Annotated in this window: 16 protein-coding genes; 12 read left to right on the top strand and 4 right to left on the bottom strand. The window is 66.9% G+C overall.

The genetic code is table 11. From position 1 onward, the window contains the following. From rbfA to pnp, 4 genes are all read left to right on the top strand, one after another. Entirely contained in the window at positions 1–375 is a 375-nt protein-coding gene (rbfA, locus tag INQ41_RS08395; RefSeq protein ID WP_193983573.1) for a 30S ribosome-binding factor RbfA, read from the top strand. Next, positions 372–1,319, top strand: coding sequence for a tRNA pseudouridine(55) synthase TruB (gene truB, locus INQ41_RS08390; RefSeq protein WP_193983571.1), 948 nt, complete (start codon positions 372–374; stop codon positions 1,317–1,319). Before rbfA ends, truB begins: the two co-directional genes overlap by 4 nt. A 176-nt stretch (positions 1,320–1,495) precedes the next feature. Continuing rightward, entirely contained in the window at positions 1,496–1,756 is a 261-nt protein-coding gene (gene rpsO, locus INQ41_RS08385; protein WP_043957234.1) for a 30S ribosomal protein S15, read from the top strand. Positions 1,757–1,904: 148 nt separating this feature from the next. Then, complete coding sequence (pnp, locus tag INQ41_RS08380; RefSeq protein WP_193983569.1) at positions 1,905–4,013, top strand: polyribonucleotide nucleotidyltransferase; 2,109 nt, start codon at positions 1,905–1,907, stop codon at positions 4,011–4,013. Positions 4,014–4,067: 54 nt separating this feature from the next. On the opposite strand, the gene INQ41_RS08375 is transcribed toward pnp, so the two are convergent. From INQ41_RS08375 to INQ41_RS08365, 3 genes are read right to left on the bottom strand one after another with little or no spacing between them, the layout of a single operon-like run. Further along, positions 4,068–4,904, bottom strand: coding sequence for an SDR family NAD(P)-dependent oxidoreductase (locus tag INQ41_RS08375; RefSeq protein WP_193983567.1), 837 nt, complete (start codon positions 4,902–4,904; stop codon positions 4,068–4,070). A gap of 53 nt (positions 4,905–4,957) precedes the next feature. Next, on the bottom strand, positions 4,958–5,734 hold the full coding sequence (locus INQ41_RS08370; RefSeq protein WP_193987293.1) for a TatD family hydrolase: 777 nt from the start codon (positions 5,732–5,734) through the stop codon (positions 4,958–4,960). Between the two features lie 44 nt (positions 5,735–5,778). Beyond that, positions 5,779–5,997 (bottom strand): DUF6116 family protein, encoded by a 219-nt coding sequence (locus tag INQ41_RS08365; RefSeq protein ID WP_193983565.1) that lies wholly within the window; start codon positions 5,995–5,997, stop codon positions 5,779–5,781. 172 nt (positions 5,998–6,169) lie between these two features. Here INQ41_RS08365 and INQ41_RS08360 point away from each other — a divergent pair, with 172 nt between their 5' ends. The 3 genes from INQ41_RS08360 (at position 6,170) to INQ41_RS08350 (ending at position 10,712) form a co-directional block, all read left to right on the top strand. Continuing rightward, a complete protein-coding gene (locus INQ41_RS08360; RefSeq protein WP_228076553.1) occupies positions 6,170–7,006 on the top strand; it encodes a glycine zipper 2TM domain-containing protein in 837 nt (278 codons plus the stop codon). 133 nt (positions 7,007–7,139) lie between these two features. Continuing rightward, a complete protein-coding gene (locus INQ41_RS08355; RefSeq protein ID WP_193983563.1) occupies positions 7,140–8,303 on the top strand; it encodes an acyl-CoA dehydrogenase family protein in 1,164 nt (387 codons plus the stop codon). 90 nt (positions 8,304–8,393) lie between these two features. Next, entirely contained in the window at positions 8,394–10,712 is a 2,319-nt protein-coding gene (locus tag INQ41_RS08350; protein ID WP_193987291.1) for a thiamine pyrophosphate-dependent enzyme, read from the top strand. A gap of 90 nt (positions 10,713–10,802) precedes the next feature. Here the strand turns inward: INQ41_RS08350 and ygfZ are convergent, their stop codons facing one another. Beyond that, on the bottom strand, positions 10,803–11,687 hold the full coding sequence (ygfZ, locus tag INQ41_RS08345) for a CAF17-like 4Fe-4S cluster assembly/insertion protein YgfZ (protein WP_193983562.1): 885 nt from the start codon (positions 11,685–11,687) through the stop codon (positions 10,803–10,805). A gap of 29 nt (positions 11,688–11,716) precedes the next feature. On the opposite strand from ygfZ, the gene INQ41_RS08340 reads away from it, so the two are divergent. The 5 genes from INQ41_RS08340 to INQ41_RS08320 all read left to right on the top strand — a co-directional run bounded on the left by INQ41_RS08340 (position 11,717) and on the right by INQ41_RS08320 (position 15,415). Further along, positions 11,717–11,893 carry a DUF1674 domain-containing protein gene (locus INQ41_RS08340; protein WP_193983560.1) on the top strand — a complete coding sequence of 59 codons (177 nt, stop codon included), beginning with the start codon at positions 11,717–11,719 and terminating at the stop codon, positions 11,891–11,893. Positions 11,894–11,966: 73 nt separating this feature from the next. Then, a complete protein-coding gene (sdhC, locus tag INQ41_RS08335) occupies positions 11,967–12,362 on the top strand; it encodes a succinate dehydrogenase, cytochrome b556 subunit (RefSeq protein ID WP_193983558.1) in 396 nt (131 codons plus the stop codon). Then, positions 12,359–12,760 (top strand): succinate dehydrogenase, hydrophobic membrane anchor protein, encoded by a 402-nt coding sequence (gene sdhD, locus INQ41_RS08330; protein WP_193983556.1) that lies wholly within the window; start codon positions 12,359–12,361, stop codon positions 12,758–12,760. The genes sdhC and sdhD overlap by 4 nt, the downstream gene beginning before the upstream one ends. A 2-nt stretch (positions 12,761–12,762) precedes the next feature. Beyond that, complete coding sequence (sdhA, locus tag INQ41_RS08325; protein ID WP_193983554.1) at positions 12,763–14,553, top strand: succinate dehydrogenase flavoprotein subunit; 1,791 nt, start codon at positions 12,763–12,765, stop codon at positions 14,551–14,553. Positions 14,554–14,632: 79 nt separating this feature from the next. Beyond that, positions 14,633–15,415 (top strand): succinate dehydrogenase iron-sulfur subunit, encoded by a 783-nt coding sequence (locus tag INQ41_RS08320; protein WP_193983552.1) that lies wholly within the window; start codon positions 14,633–14,635, stop codon positions 15,413–15,415. Positions 15,416–15,429: the final 14 nt, after the last annotated feature.

The raw sequence follows: 15,429 nt of genomic DNA, 5'->3' as shown, positions 1-15,429 counted from the left end.
ATGAAGACCTTCCACCGATCCGACCGCGTTTCCGCCCAGCTCCGCCGTGAGCTGGGCACGCTCGTGCACGCCGCCGTGCGCGAGCATGGCCTGCCGTCGGTCAGCGTGTCCGATGTGGAGGTCACCCGCGACCTCGCCCACGCCAAGGTGTTCGTGACCGCGTTGCAGGCCGAGCGTTCCCAGGAGGCGATGGCCGGCCTGAAGGAACTCGTCAAGCCGTTGCGTTACGATTTGGGCCGGGCGATGAAGCTGCGCCACGTACCCGAACTGCATTTCCACTACGACGACTCGGTCGACCGCGGCGAGCGTATCGACAACCTGTTGCGTGACAATCCGCCGCTGCCCGTGGACGACGGCGAAGACCAGCAGGAATGACCCACGCGGGTAAACGTCCGCGGACGCGGTTTCGCTCCCTGGACGGCCTGCTGCTGCTGGACAAGCCCGCTGGCCTGAGCTCCAACCAGGCGATGCAGCGTGCGCGTCATCTCTTTCGTGCCCGCAAGGCGGGTCACACCGGCAGCCTGGACCCGCTGGCGACCGGCCTGCTGCCCATCTGCTTTGGCGAGGCGACCAAGATCGCCGGCCTGCTGCTGGGGGCCGACAAGGCGTATCTGGCCACGGCGGTGCTTGGCGTCACCACCGATACCGACGATGCCGACGGCGCGGTACTTCGCGAGCGCTCCGTCCCTGCGTTGACCGATGCCGATATCGAGGCCGCACTGTCGCCGCTGCGCGGTGGGATCGAGCAGCGCGCACCGATCTATTCCGCGCTCAAGCAGGGCGGCGAACCGCTGTATGCCAAGGCCCGGCGCGGCGAGGCGATCGAGGCGCCGGTACGCGAGGTAACCGTGCACTCCCTGGAATTGCTCGGGCGCAGCGCGCAGCGCCTCCAGCTCGGCGTGGAATGCGGTTCGGGTACGTACATCCGCAGCCTCGTGCGAGACCTGGGCGAAACGCTGGGGTGCGGGGCGCATGTCGAGCAGCTCCGGCGCACGTGGGTCGATCCCTTCCTGCAACCGCGGATGTTCACCCTCGAGGCGCTGGAGGCACTGGCCGCGCAGGGCGACGCGTTTCTGGACGCCGCGCTCCTGCCCATCGAGGCCGGGCTGGCGGACTTCGCGCGGGTCGATGTCGATGAGGTGCAGGCACGCGCCATGAGCTACGGGCAACCTGCCGTACCGATGACACCCTGCGTCGCGGACGGCACGGTAGCGGTCCACGACCCGTCCGGGCGCGTGCTGGGCATCGGTCGCCTGGACGACGCCGGTCGGGTCCATCCGCAGCGACTGTTCGCATGGGCGACAGCGCCACAGGGCTGAGATGGCTCCCCGGCGCCTTGTTGTCATCTGGGCAGGGGGCTACAATTCCCCTTGCCTTACACAGGCTTCCTTCGTTCCAACAATTCCTACCATCCAGCGGCGGACCATTGTGGTGCGCCGGCGCTTTTTTCCAGTGCCGGCAGCGTTCTGCGGGTCGCGCGTCTACGAGGCAACACATGTCCATCGATACCCAGAAAGTCATTGAAGAGAACAAGCGCGGCGAAAACGACACCGGCTCCCCGGAAGTCCAGGTTGCCCTGCTTACCGCACGCATCGAGATGCTCCAGGGGCACTTCAAGGAGCACAAACAGGACCACCACAGCCGTCGTGGCCTGCTGATGATGGTCAACCGCCGTCGCAGCCTGCTGGATTATCTGCACCGCAAGGACGTGGCGCGTTACAAGGCGTTGATCGCGAAGCTCGGACTTCGCCGCTAAACCTTTTCCCATCGCGGCGCTCACGAGCGCCGCGATGCGTTTCCGCGGTCGGAAGATCGTGGTAGAACCAGCAACAGGTCGCCAGCCGGTGACCGACCGGGCCCGCCCGGCCGATCCCGCATCGCACCCGCACCGATAGGAATCAAACGTGTCAAAAATTACCAAGACCTTCCAGTACGGCAAGCACCAGGTCACCCTGGAAACCGGTGAGATCGCCCGCCAGGCCGGCGGCGCAGTAATCGTCCGCGTTGAAGACACCGTGCTGCTGGTCAGCGCGGTTGCCAACAAGACCGCGCGCGAGGGCCAGGATTTCTTCCCCCTGACCGTCGACTATCAGGAAAAGTTCTACGCCGGCGGCCGCATCCCCGGCGGCTTCTTCAAGCGCGAAGGTCGCCAGACCGAGAAGGAGACCCTGATCTCCCGCCTGATCGATCGTCCGATCCGCCCGCTGTTCCCGGATGGCTTCCGCAACGAGGTCCAGATCATCGCCACGGTGATGTCGCTGAACCCGGAGATCGACGGTGACATCCCGGCCTTGATCGGCGCCTCCGCCGCGCTCGCCCTGTCGGGTGCGCCGTTTGATGGCCCGATCGCCGCCGCCAAGGTCGGCTACAAGGACGGTGAGTACATCCTCAACCCCACGGTCTCGGAGCTGGAGGATTCCAAGCTAGAGCTCGTCGTGGCCGGTACTGCCGATGCGGTGCTGATGGTCGAGTCCGAAGCCGATGTGCTGTCCGAGGACGTCATGCTGGGCGCGGTGATGTTCGGCCACCAGCAGATGCAGGTCGCGATCAATGCGATCAACGAGCTGGTTGCCGAAGCCGGCAAGCCCAAGTGGACCTGGTCCGCGCCGGCGGCCGACGAGTCGCTGGTCGCTGCGCTGAAGTCCGCGCTGGGCGATCGCCTGACCCAGGCGTTTGCGGTGAGTGACAAGCTCGAGCGCAAGGACGCCATCTCGGCGCTGAAGAAGGACGTGCTGGCCTCGATGGCCGAGCAGATGGAAGCCAACGGCTGGACCCCGGGCGACGTCTCCAAGCAGTTCTCGCAGCTGGAATACAGCACCCTGCGTGGCACCGTGCTCAGCACCAAGGTCCGCATCGACGGACGTGCCCCCGACGCGGTGCGCGGAATCAGCTCCAAGGTCAGCATCCTGCCGCGCGTGCACGGCTCGGCGCTGTTCACACGTGGCGAGACCCAGGCGATCGTTGCGGTCACCCTGGGTACCGCGCGCGATGGCCAGGTCATCGACGCGGTCGGTGGCGAGTACAAGGACCACTTCCTGTTCCACTACAACTTCCCTCCTTACTCGGTGGGCGAAGCCGGCCGCATGATGGGCCCGAAGCGCCGCGAGATCGGCCACGGCCGTCTGGCCAAGCGCGGCGTGCTCGCCGTGATGCCGACCATGGAAGCGTTCCCGTACACCATCCGCGTGGTCTCGGAGATCACCGAATCCAACGGTTCCTCCTCGATGGCGTCGGTCTGCGGCAGCTCGCTGGCGCTGATGGATGCCGGCGTGCCGATCAAGGCACCGGTGGCCGGTATCGCGATGGGTCTGGTCAAGGAGGGCAATGACTACGTCGTGCTGTCCGACATTCTCGGCGACGAGGATCACCTGGGCGACATGGACTTCAAGGTGGCCGGTACCAGCGAGGGCATTTCGGCCCTGCAGATGGACATCAAGATCCAGGGCATCACCGAGGAGATCATGAAGGCCGCGCTGCAGCAGGCCAAGGCCGGTCGCTTGCACATCCTGGGCGAGATGGCCAACGCGATGACCAGCCCGCGTGGCGAGCTGAGCGAGTTCGCGCCGCGCCTGATCACCATCAAGATCCATCCCGACAAGATCCGCGAAGTGATCGGCAAGGGTGGCTCCGTCATCCAGGCCATCACCAAGGAAACCGGCACCCAGATCGACATCCAGGACGACGGCACGATCACCATCGCCTCGGTCAACGCGATCGCCGGCCAGGCTGCCAAGGACCGGATCGAGCAGATCACCTCGGACGTCGAGCCGGGCCGCATCTACGAAGGCAAGGTCGCCAAGATCATGGACTTCGGCGCGTTCGTGACGATCTCCCCCGGGAAGGACGGTCTGGTCCACGTGTCGCAGATCTCCAACGACCGCGTCGAGAAGGTCAGCGACGTGCTCAAGGAAGGCGACATGGTCAAGGTCAAGGTGCTGGAAGTCGACAAGCAGGGCCGCATCCGCCTGTCGATGAAAGCCGTCGAGGAAGGCGAGGGCGCCGCGGCGGAGTAATCCGTCCGGGCGCCAGCGCTTGATGGCAGAAAAGCGGGCTTCGGCCCGCTTTTTTCATGCGCCGGTTTTGGGTCCGCGTCCGGTGAAATGGTCCATCGAGGAGTAGACGCGGAACACCCTGTCGGCCAGCACGTCCCACAAGGGCAGCGGTAGCACTCCGCGCAGGGCGCCGCTGAGCCAGACCGACCACGGCATCATCAGGCGTGGCTTGCCGTGTTTCATCGCCCGCCAGGCGCGGTCGACGACATCCTCCGGCGCCATCAGCGGGGTCAGCAGCGGCGGCCGCGCACCGGCGAACATGCCGGTGGTGATGTAGCTGGGGATCAGGGTCGTGACGCGCACGTGGCCGTGGCCTGCGCGCAGCAGCTCCAGTCGCAGCGAATCGCTCCAGCCGATCACCGCCCATTTGGACGCGGCGTAGACGCTCATCCGCGGCACCGACAGCATCCCGGAGGCGGAGGCCACGTTGAGCAGCCGGGCGGGCCCGGGGTTGGCGATCATCGCCGGCAGGAACTCACGGGCGATGTGCATCAGCGCCAGCACGTTAATGTCCATCACCGCCGCGATGTCGCGGCTGTGGTCGTGCTCCCAGAACAGCTTGCTGCGCACGATGCCGGCGTTGTTGATGACCACCTCCGGATCGCCGACCTCGCTGCGCACCCGCGCCGCGGCGGTGGTGATGTCGGAGAGGGAGGCGACGTCGACAACATGGGCGTGCACCTGCGTGCCCGCCCGGCCGATCTCGTCCCGGGTGGCCGCCAGTGCCGGTCCGTCCAGGTCCCAGAGCACCACCGACCTGGCGCCCTCGGCGATGGCACGCTCGGCGTAGAGCCGGCCCATGCCCATCGCCGCGCCGGTGACCAGGACAATTTTTCCCTCTACTGACTGCATGCCCGCTCCCCTTGCATCGGTCGATTGTGCACGAGCGGCGGGCTGGTCGCGCCTCAGCCCGATTGCAGGGACGACGGCAGGCCGAACAGTCGCTCGGCATTGGCCGAGGTGGCGGCCGCCAGTTCCTGCGGCGCGATTTCGCGCAAACCGGCGATCGTGTCCAGCACGTGGGTGAGGCGCGCAGGTTCGTTGCGCTTGCCCCGATGGGCGGCATCGGGCTGGTCGGGGGCGTCGGTTTCCAGCAGCAGCCATTCCAGCGGCATGGTCGCGACGATCCGGCGCAGCCGCCTGGCTCGCTCGTAGGTGACCGGCCCGCCGATTCCGAGCATGAAGCCGTGCTCCCAGAGGATCTCCGCCTGCTGCTGGCTGCCGGGAAAGCTGTGGACGACACCGCGAAGATTGCCGATCCGGCGGATCGCGGCGATGACCTGATCCACCGCGCGGCGCGCGTGCACGATCACCGGCAGGTCGAAGTCGCGGGCCAGTTTGAGCTGGGCATCGAAGTACCACGCCTGCTCATCCCGGTCCGGATCGGGGATGTAGAAGTCCAGCCCGCATTCGCCGACGGCTGCCGGCTTCTCACGCTCGATCCACTGCTCCAGCTGCGCCATGTGCTCGCGCCGGTGTGCGTCCAGGAACATCGGGTGCAGACCGTAGGCGGGGTGCAGCCCCTCACGGGAGGCACAGACATCGCGCAAGCCCGGCCAGCCTGCGGCAATCGTCGCCGGCACCACCTGCCGGGTCACGCCGGCGGCGAGGGCGCGCTCGATCACCGCCGTGCGGTCCGGGTCGAACTCGGGGGCATCCAGGTGGCAATGCGTGTCTACCAGCACGGGGTGTCTACCAGCACGGCGCGGCTACCGGGCCGGCCGGGTCAACGCCGCACCTTTGGCGGCGCGTCGATCACCTGCCCGCGCTGCTTCCATTGCGCAAACATCAGGGTGCCCAGCCCCAGCAGGATCTCGTCCACGAACGGCACGGGATCGGGAATCAGTAGCGATAGCAGGAACAGCGCAGCGGTGATCTTGAACAGGGTGGGGAAGCGCAGCTTCCGCGCCCAGCCCATGAAGGGTGAAACAAGGGGGTTGGCCATGGGTGTCCTCGTATGCGGGTGCGACCGTCATCAGTATCGCAACTGCCATGTTGCCGCTGTGCAGACGCATTTTGGCAACATGTGACGCAAAGTGCGGTTCCGTTCAGCCGGGTGATGGTGGAATGGGCCCAGTCGAAATCGCGGGCGGGTCCCGTACGGATGAGGTGGAGAGATGAACAAGAACATGCTTGCCGTTGCCGTTGCTGCCCTGATGGTCGGTGGCGTCGCGGTTGCCGCCTACAATTCGTTCGACAGATCACCGGCCGATACCCATGCCGCGGCGGATCTTTCGCCTGTTCCAGGGAACTCGCTGATCGGGTTCTCCGGCGATTCGCGGGCCGACGGCTCGATCGCCGCGCTGGACCCCGCACCGGCGGGGCTGCTTGCGTACGCGCAGGTGGTCGACGTGGAGGAAGTGACGGAAAAGGAACCCATGTACGCGGTCGTCACCGGGGTGGATCCGGTCCGTGAAACCAGCACGGTGTCCAATCCGCGCCAGGTGTGCAACGACGTGGTGGTGCAGGAGCGCCTGCCCGAACGCGATGGCAACGTCGGCGGGACGGTTGCCGGTGCGGTGATCGGCGGCGTCCTGGGCAACCAGGTCGGCAAGGGCAACGGGCGGAAGGCAGCGACCGCGGCCGGCGCCGTAGCCGGTGGTTTTGTAGGTAACCGCGTCGACCGCAATCATGTCGGTGGGCGGGTCGTGGAGCGGGTGGACCGGCAGTGCCGCACCGTTGCCGACACCTCCCAGTCCAGCCGTGTGGTCGGCTACGACGTCTCGTTTCGCAATCCGGACGGCACGACGGGCAGCAAGCGCATGGGCAGCAAGCCCGGCGAGCGCATTTCGCTGGGCAGTCGGGATGAGGTGGTGGGCTACGATGTCACCTACCGCTTCGACGGCCAAGAGCGCACCGTGCGCATGAACGATCGCCCTGGTGACCGCCTGCCCGTGATCGATGGCGAGGTGGTGGTGCAGACGGCGTCCGTGGCCGGTACTCCGCGCGGCTGATCGCGATCACAGCTGGCGGTAATACGCCCAAGGGGCCGGATATTCCGGCCCCTTCGCGTTTGGCCAGAGGCGAGCAGGGTGCGCTCCGTCGGGCGTGCTGCTTACAATGGTCGTTTTCGCGCACGAGTCCGCCATGTCCCTCAATCCCTACGACCTGTACGACACCCGCTCCCTGCTGAGCCAGGAGGAGCGCGCCGTGCATGACACGGTGGCGCGGTTCACCGACGAGCGCGTGCTGCCGATCATCGGCGACGCCTTCGATGAGGGCCGCTTTCCGCGCGAGCTGATTCCCGAGATCGCCGAGCTGGGCCTGCTGGGTTCATCGCTGCCGGAGGAGTACGGCGGTGGCGGCCTGAACTCGGTGTCCTACGGCCTGATCTGCCAGGAGCTGGAGCGCGGCGATTCGGGCATCCGCAGCTTCGTCTCGGTGCAGTCCTCGCTGTGCATGTACCCGATCTTCGCCTATGGCACGCAGGAGCAGAAGCAGCGCTGGCTGCCCTCGATGGCGCGCGGGGAGACCATCGGCTGCTTCGGCCTGACCGAACCGCACGGCGGCTCCGACCCGGCCAACATGAAGACCAGCGCAAAAAAAGATGGCGGCGACTGGGTGCTCAACGGCAGCAAGATGTGGATCACCAACGGCAACCTGGCCGACATCGCGATTGTCTGGGCGCAGACCGATGAGGGCATCCAGGGCTTCGTGGTCGAGAAGGGCATGCCGGGGTTTGCCGCCCAGGAGATCAAGCACAAGATGAGCCTGCGCGCCTCGGTCACCAGCGGCCTGTTCTTCGACAACGTGCGCGTGCCCGATGCCAACCGCCTGCCCAACGTGAAGGGCCTGAAGGGTCCGCTGGGCTGCCTGACCCAGGCCCGCTACGGCATCACCTGGGGCCCGATCGGCGCGGCGATTGCCTGCCTTGACGAAGTGCTGGGCTACACCAAGGAGCGCATCCTGTTCGGCCGCCCGGTGGCCGCGACCCAGTCGGCCCAATTGAAGATGGCCGACATGGCGCGTCGCATCACCATGGCGCAGCTCCTGGTGGTCCAGCTGGGCCGGCTCAAGGATGCCGGCACGATGGCTCCGACCCAGGTCAGCCTGGCCAAGTGGAACAACTGCCGCATGGCGATCGACATCGCCCGCCAGTGCCGCGACCTGCTGGGCGGCGCCGGCATCACCACCGAGCACTGCGCGATCCGCCACGCGATGAACCTGGAGTCGGTGATCACCTACGAGGGCACCGAGACCATCCACCAGCTGGTGGTGGGACGGGAGCTGACGGGGATCAACGCGTTCTGACCGTGCGGCACGCCTGAGTTGCCCGCCTGACGAAACTCCAGACCTTCCTATTGCAGCCTCGCGCCGACCGGCCGAGGCGGAGCCCTGATGATGTCGAGCCTGTCCAGCCCCATTCCCGCACGCATGCGGGGCCTCAACCGCGCCGAGATCTGCGATGTGAATTTCACCGAGTTCGTCCGGTCCTGGGACGGGCAGGCAGGCGGTGCTCCGGACGCCGGGGCGCCGGTGCTGGCGGGAAGCGCGCTGGATGCCCAGGGTTTCCTGGAGCTGTTCGAATCGCAGCTGGTCAGCCGGCACCTGGACCTCATGGCGCGCGTGCTTCGGGTGCAGAACAAGGTCTTCTATACGATCGGTTCGTCCGGGCACGAGGGCAACGCCATGGTCGCGCGCGCCACCCGGCATACCGATCCGGCCTTCCTGCACTACCGCAGCGGCGGCTTCATGGCCGAGCGTTTCCGCAAACTGCCCGGGATGGATCCGGCGATGGACTCCGCGCTGAGCTTTGCCGCCAGCAAGGACGACCCGGCCAGCGGCGGCCGCCACAAGGTCTGGGGCAGCAAGCCCTTGTGGGTGCTCCCGCAGACCTCGACCATCGCCTCGCACCTGCCCAAGGCGCTCGGCACGGCGATCGCGATCGAGGCCGGTCGACGCCTTGGGCACGAGCTGCCGATTCCCGACGACAGCATCACCATCTGCTCCTTCGGCGATGCGTCCAGCAACCATGCGACCGCGCAGACCGCCTTCAACGCGGCCGCTTGGACCGCCTACCAGAAGCTCCCGGCACCGGCGCTGTTCGTGTGCGAGGACAACGGCATCGGCATCTCGGTGAAGACGCCGTCGGGCTGGATCGCACGTAATTTCTCCCAGCGCGCCGACCTGGACTACTTCGCCGCCGACGGCCTGGACCTGGCCAACGGCTATGCCGATGTCCAGCGCGCCGTCGAGCACTGCCGGACCACCCGCCGGCCGACCTTCCTGCACCTGCGCACGACGCGGATCATGGGTCACGCCGGGACCGACTTCGAGATCGAGTGGCGGTCGCTCGAGGAACTGTGCGCCGTCGAGGCGACCGATCCGCTGCTGCGGTCCGCGGCGATCGCGCTGGAATCCGGGCTCATGTCCAGGGATGAGGTGCTGGAGCTTTACGAACGCACGCGCAAGCGCTGTTTCGCGGCTGCCGAGGAAGCCGATCGCCGACCCAAACTCGAAGCGCTGGCCGACGTCATCGCGCCGTTGGCTCCGTACTCTCCCGACAAGGTCATGGCCGAGGCTGGGCGCACCGACTTCGATGAGCGTCGCCTGGAGGTCTTCGGCGGCGAGGCGAAGCTGCCGGAAAACCTGCCGCCACGCCACATGGCCATCCAGATCAACCAGGCGCTGCACGAGACCTTCGCCAAGTATCCCGAGGCGCTGCTGTTCGGCGAGGACGTGGCCCAGAAGGGCGGCGTCTATACCGTCACCAAGGGGCTGCAGAAGGCCTTCGGGCCGCGCCGCGTGTTCAATACGCTGCTTGACGAGACCATGATCCTTGGCATGGCCCAGGGCTTTGCCAACGTCGGGATGCTGCCGATCCCGGAAATCCAGTACCTCGCCTATTTCCACAACGCCTGCGACCAGATCCGCGGCGAGGCGGCGAGCCTGCAGTTTTTCAGCAACAACCAGTACGCCAATCCGATGGTGGTGCGCATCGCCGGGCTGGGTTACCAGCGCGGCTTCGGCGGCCATTTCCACAACGACAACTCAATCACCGCGTTGCGCGACATCCCGGGCCTGGTGGTCGGCTGCCCGTCGCGCGGCGACGATGCGGTGACGATGCTGCGGACGCTGACCGCGCTGGCCAAGGTGGACGGGCGGGTCAGTGTGTTCCTGGAGCCCATCGCGCTGTACATGACCAAGGACCTGCAAGAAGCGGGCGACGGCGGCTGGCTTACCGGATACCCCGCGCGCGGGGAGGCCATGGTGATCGGCGAAGGCCGGGTGTACCCGCCTGAAAGCGACGCGGGCGCAGATGCCGATGTCGGCGACGGCGATGGGCGCGATGACCTTGTGGTGTTCACCTACGGCAACGGCGTGCCGATGAGCCTGCGCGCCGCCCGCAGCATCCGCGAGGCGCACGGCTGGCGGACGCGGGTGGTGGATCTGCGCTGGCTGGTACCGCTCAATGACGCCTGGATCGTCGAGCAGGCCCGCGGTGCGCGCCGGATCCTCATTGTCGACGAAGGCCGCCACAGCGCCGGCGTGGGCGAGGGCGTCATCACCGCGATCGCCGAAGGCGGGCTGGGTACCATCCCGTTTGAGCGGGTGGTGGGCGTGGACACCTACACGCCGCTCGCCGGCGCGGCGTTCCTGGTCATTCCCGGCGAAGAGGACGTCGTCGAAGCAGCCGCGCGTCTGGCAGCAGGCGACTGAGCCCAGTCATTCCGGCCAAAACCGGGCCGCTGCGGAGCGAGGCGTCGCGCCAGCGAGGAACCGCGTGCAGTTACCGGACAACATGGTCGCTCAGCGCGCAAGACCATCCCGTAGCGGCGCCTCGACCACATTGGCGCCGTCCACCATCAGCTGGGACGGCGCCACGTCGGCCTGCGCTCGCTCCAGCGGCACCACGGCCAGCGCCACGTGCGCGTCGGACGTGCTGGCGGTCGACATCACCCGGCCCAGCGATTTCCCGTCGGACATGACATCGCTGCCGACGGCGATCGGCGAACCCGACTCCAACAGCGCCAGGCCGCGCTTGGCCTTGCCCAGGAAATGCGTGCGCGCAACAATTTCCTGGCCGGGATAGCAGCCTTTCTTCACGCTGAAGGCCTGCAGTCGCTCCAGCGACAACTGCTGCGGCGTCCACTGCTCGCGCTCTGTGTCCACCAGCCGCGGCAGGCCGTCCTGCAGGTCGGCCATGCGCCAACGCGCGATGGCGTCGTCGTCGGGCAAGACGTCCAGATCGGAACTGATCACCAAGCTGCGCGCATGAGCGCCCGTGCCCAAGCCCAGCTCCACGTTGCCGCCGTCATCGGCAAAGGCGTTGCCCCGCGCTTGCGACGCCTCGGCGAAGCGGCCGCCCACCTTCAGCTCATCATCGATACCGATGGTGACTTTGCTGCGGAACAGGTAACCGCGCAGTCGCTGCGCGATCGCCTCCGCGTCGCCATCGGGCAACACCAGCCAAAGGGTTTCCGGATCCCGCCGCAGCAGCGCAAACAGCGCGATCACCCGTCCCTTGGGCGTCAACCAGCCACTCCAGTGCCACTGGCCGTCGGCGAGGGCGGCGACGTCGTTCATGAACTGGGCCTGCGAAAATGCGATCGCGTCGCGGCCCTGGAAGGTGATTACGGCGTGCCCGGGCAACGCAATCAGCGGGCCGGCGGCGGAGGATGACTTGTCAGACATGGGGGCGGCAACTAAGCTAGGACGCAGTGATGATAGGCCAAACCACCTCCGAGACCGATCCTGCCGCGCCTGCCGAGGCACCCGTGGACACGATTGTGAACCCGCCGGAGCAGACCTCCCAGATTCCCGAGCACGGTGGCCGCGATGGCCTGAACCCGACCCGGTACGGCGATTGGGAGAAGAACGGCCGCTGCATCGATTTCTGACGTCGCCTGACGTCCAGTCCCCAGCATGTTTCGCCACGCGGCCCCGCCGCCCAGCCCAGAGAGCGCCGTTGCCATGGCCAGTCGCCAACGTCCCATATCCCCGCATATCCAGGTCTACCGCTGGCAGGTCCAGATGGTCACCTCGATCCTCCACCGTGCGACCGGCATCGTCCTGGTCGCCGGCAGCCTGCTGTTCGTGTGGGGCCTGTGGGCGCTCGCGGCGGGTCCTTCGCAGTGGGCCGATTTCAGCCGGTGCGCGCGCTCGATTCCCGGCTTCCTGGTGCTGTTCGGCTGGAGCTGGGCGTTCGCGTACCACCTCGCCAACGGCATCCGCCACGTGCTCCAGGATGCGGGCTGGGGTTTCCGCATTCCCGACTTCGTCCGCAACAGCTGGACCACCATCATCGTGAGCCTGGTGATCACTGCGCTGGTCTGGCTCGCGGCAATGCAGCAGTGGGGTGCCGCATGAACAGCAACAACCTGCAGGGCGACCTGCGCAATCCGCTCAAGCGTGCTCGCGGGCTGGGTTCGGCGAAGGAAGGCACCGGGCACTTCATCGTCCAGCGCGTCACCGCGATCGCGCTGGTGTTCCTGTCTCTCTACGTGCTCTATCTGCTGCTGTCCGTGGTGGGTGGCGACTATGCCAGCGTCCGCGCGACGGTTGCCGCGCCGGTCAATGCCCTCCTGCTGATCGCGTTCCTGATTGCGTCCTTCTGGCACGCCAAGCTGGGCATGCAGGTCGTCATCGAGGATTACGTGCACACCGCCTGGTTGTCGGTCACGGCCCAGATGGCGGTCGTCTTCATCTGCGTACTCGCGGCACTTGCCAGCGTGTTCGCGGTCATTCGCATCGCGTTCGGGGGCTGATCGTGCCGGCTTACAAGATCCAGGAACACAAATTCGACATGGTCGTGGTCGGTGCCGGTGGCGCCGGACTGCGCGCGACCTTCGGTCTGGCCCAGAAGGGCCTCAAGACCGCATGCATCACCAAGGTCTTCCCGACCCGCTCGCACACCGTGGCCGCCCAGGGTGGCGTCGCCGCGGCGCTGGGCAACATGGGCGAGGACGACTGGCGCTACCATTTCTACGACACCGTGAAGGGGTCCGACTGGCTGGGCGACCAGGACGCGATCGAGTACATGTGCCGCGAGGCCATCCCGGCGATCATCGAGCTGGAGCACCAGGGCGTGCCGTTCTCGCGCACCCCCGAGGGCAAGATCTACCAGCGCCCCTTCGGTGGCATGACCACCAAGTACGGCGAGGGCCCGCCGGCGCAGCGCACCTGCGCGGCCGCCGACCGCACCGGTCACGCGATCCTGCACACGCTGTACCAGCAGTCGCTGGCGCACCACGCCGAGTTCTTCATCGAGTACTTCGCGCTCGACCTGATCATGGATGCCGACGGCGTGTGCCGCGGGGTGCTCGCGCTGGACATGGCCGAGGGCACGCTGCACCTGTTCCGTTCGCAGGGCACGGTGCTGGCGACCGGCGGTTACGGGCGCGCGTACTTCTCGGCGACCTCCGCGCACACCTGTACCGGCGACGGCAACGGCATGGCGCTGCGGGCCGGACTGGCACTGCAGGACATGGAGTTCGTGCAGTTCCACCCGACCGGTATCTACGGCGCTGGCTGCCTGATCACCGAGGGCGTCCGCGGTGAAGGCGGCATCCTGCGCAACGCCGCCGGCGAGCGCTTCATGGAGCGCTACGCGCCATCGGCGAAGGACCTGGCGTCGCGTGACGTGGTCAGCCGCGCGATGACCATGGAAATCCGCGAAGGCCGCGGTGTCGGCGAGCACAAGGACCACATGCTGCTCGACCTGACCCACCTGGGCCCGGAAGTGATCCACGACAAGCTGCCCGGCATCGCCGAGTCGGCGCGCATCTTTGCCAACGTCGATGTGGAAAAGCAGCCGATCCCGGTCATCCCCACCGTGCACTACAACATGGGCGGCGTGCCGACCAACTACCACGGCGAAGTCGTGCAGCTGAAGAACGGTGATCCTGATGCCGTGGTTCCGGGCCTGTACGCGATCGGCGAGGCGGCCTGCGTATCCGTGCATGGCGCCAACCGGCTGGGTTCCAACTCGCTGCTCGACCTGGTGGTGTTCGGTCGCGCGGTGGCCAATCGCTGCGCCGAGACGCTCACCCCGGGCGCGAGCCATCCCGACCTTCCCGCCGATGCCTGCGATGCGTCGCTGGCGCACCTGGACAAGCTGCGCAACGCCAACGGCAGCACGCCGACCGCCGTCATCCGCGACCAGATGCAGCGCGCGATGCAGGCCGACGCAGCCGTGTTCCGCACCGAGGAAACCCTGGCCGAGGGCGTGAGCCGGATCCGCGAGATCCGCGCCTCCTTCGAGGACGTCAAGGTCACCGACCGCTCGCTGATCTGGAACTCCGACCTGGTTGAAACCTTCGAGCTGTCCAACCTGCTGGGCCAGGCGCTGTCGACGATCGTCTGCGCGGAGAACCGCACCGAATCCCGCGGCGCCCACGCTCGCGACGACTACCCCGAGCGCGATGACACGAACTGGCACAAGCACTCGCTGTGCTGGGTCGACGATGCGGGCAATACGAAGATCGACTACCGGCCGGTCCACATGTACACGCTGACTGACGACGTGGCCGTGGTCCCGCCTGCAAAGCGGGTCTACTGATCGTTTTCACCAATCACCCCGCGGGCCGCACACCGGTCCGCGGTGCCGGCTGAGACCGGCTTCCAGGGCGGAACCACCGATGGCCGATTTCAACCTTCCCAAAAACTCGACGATCCAGAAGGGCAAGCACTACGAGACGCCCGGGGCCAAGCAGCCGCGTACGTTCCGCGTCTACCGCTGGAATCCCGACGACGACCAGAACCCGCGCGTGGACACCTACGAGGTGGACATGGCGAGCTGCGGCCCGATGGTTCTGGACGCGCTGATCAAGATCAAGAACGAGATCGACCCGACGCTGACCTTCCGCCGCTCCTGCCGCGAGGGCATCTGCGGGTCGTGCGCAATGAACATCGACGGCACCAACACCCTGGCCTGCACCAAGGCGATCGAGGATTGCAGCGGTGGCGACGTGCCGATCTACCCGCTGCCGGCGATGGAAGTGGTCAAGGACCTGGTGCCGGACCTGACCCATTTCTACGCGCAGTACGCGTCGATCAAGCCCTGGATCCGCACCGCCAGCCCGGCACCCAGCGACCGCGAGCGCCTGCAGTCGCCGGCGGACCGCAAGAAGCTCGACGGCCTGTACGAGTGCATCCTGTGCGCCTGCTGCACCGCCGGTTGCCCCAGCCATTGGTGGAACGGCGACCGCTATCTCGGCCCGGCCGTCCTGCTCCAGGCGTATCGCTGGATTTCCGACAGCCGCGACGAGGACACCGGTGCGCGCCTGGATGACCTGGAAGATCCGTTCAAGCTGTACCGCTGCCACACCATCCTCAACTGCACGCGCACCTGCCCCAAGGGGCTGAACCCCGCGCGTGCGATTGCCGAGATCAAGAAGCTGATGGTGGCGCGCCGGACCTGATCCGGGCCGCAGCC

Origin of the sequence: Lysobacter ciconiae (genome assembly GCF_015209725.1) — a bacterium.
Lineage (GTDB): Bacteria > Pseudomonadota > Gammaproteobacteria > Xanthomonadales > Xanthomonadaceae > Novilysobacter > Novilysobacter ciconiae.
This window is presented reverse-complemented; position numbering and strand designations above follow the sequence as displayed.

Coding starts and splice junctions, on each gene's coding strand:
- rbfA (WP_193983573.1), top strand. CDS start 1: ATGAAGACCTTCCACCGATCCGACCGCGTTTCCGCCCAGCTCCGCCGT.
- truB (WP_193983571.1), top strand. CDS start 372: ATGACCCACGCGGGTAAACGTCCGCGGACGCGGTTTCGCTCCCTGGAC.
- rpsO (WP_043957234.1), top strand. CDS start 1,496: ATGTCCATCGATACCCAGAAAGTCATTGAAGAGAACAAGCGCGGCGAA.
- INQ41_RS08375 (WP_193983567.1), bottom strand. CDS start 4,904: ATGCAGTCAGTAGAGGGAAAAATTGTCCTGGTCACCGGCGCGGCGATG.
- INQ41_RS08365 (WP_193983565.1), bottom strand. CDS start 5,997: ATGGCCAACCCCCTTGTTTCACCCTTCATGGGCTGGGCGCGGAAGCTG.
- INQ41_RS08360 (WP_228076553.1), top strand. CDS start 6,170: ATGAACAAGAACATGCTTGCCGTTGCCGTTGCTGCCCTGATGGTCGGT.
- INQ41_RS08355 (WP_193983563.1), top strand. CDS start 7,140: ATGTCCCTCAATCCCTACGACCTGTACGACACCCGCTCCCTGCTGAGC.
- INQ41_RS08350 (WP_193987291.1), top strand. CDS start 8,394: ATGTCGAGCCTGTCCAGCCCCATTCCCGCACGCATGCGGGGCCTCAAC.
- ygfZ (WP_193983562.1), bottom strand. CDS start 11,687: ATGTCTGACAAGTCATCCTCCGCCGCCGGCCCGCTGATTGCGTTGCCC.
- INQ41_RS08340 (WP_193983560.1), top strand. CDS start 11,717: ATGATAGGCCAAACCACCTCCGAGACCGATCCTGCCGCGCCTGCCGAG.
- sdhC (WP_193983558.1), top strand. CDS start 11,967: ATGGCCAGTCGCCAACGTCCCATATCCCCGCATATCCAGGTCTACCGC.
- sdhD (WP_193983556.1), top strand. CDS start 12,359: ATGAACAGCAACAACCTGCAGGGCGACCTGCGCAATCCGCTCAAGCGT.
- INQ41_RS08320 (WP_193983552.1), top strand. CDS start 14,633: ATGGCCGATTTCAACCTTCCCAAAAACTCGACGATCCAGAAGGGCAAG.